Below are 510 nucleotides of genomic sequence, written 5' to 3' on the forward strand. Positions count from 1 at the left end.
AAACCTTGGCATGACCATAAACGCGTGCATAACTAAAAACCGTAGCATCATAAGAAACATGCGCATGGTCATAAATATGAGCATCAGCAAGAATGCGGGCACTACCATTCACATGAGCATACCCATAAACATTGCCATAAACATGAGCATTGCCATAGACAAAAGCATGGTCATAAACTTTAGCATATTGAGAGATAAAAGCCTTTCCATAGACTTCAGCATTGCCATAAACTTGACCACAGACTTGAGAAAAATGGCGTATTTTTGCATTTTCATACACTCTTGCATGACCATAGACACAAGCCTCATCATACACCCAGCAATTACCATCATGGGATAGGTTAACTTCCTTTTCAATAAAGCCGCCTAAGGACCCCGCCTTTACATCATCAAAATCTTTTAAAGCTTTAATGCGATAAAGGCTTATAATATTTCGAGTAAGAGCATGTTTGATTTTTTTGATTTCACTGGTTAATTCATATTTTTTGCACATAGAGATACCCTCACAAT

General features: G+C 37.6%; 1 pseudogene. It reads right to left on the bottom strand.

What is annotated here, in order from left to right:
• A pseudogene (locus tag ACFIMU_RS08780) lies at positions 1-493 on the bottom strand (hypothetical protein); the annotation flags it as partial.
• Between the last annotated feature and the right edge of the window lie 17 nt (positions 494-510).

Origin of the sequence: Bartonella sp. AC70YNML (assembly GCF_042196545.1) — a bacterium.
Classification (GTDB): Bacteria; Pseudomonadota; Alphaproteobacteria; order Rhizobiales; family Rhizobiaceae; genus Bartonella.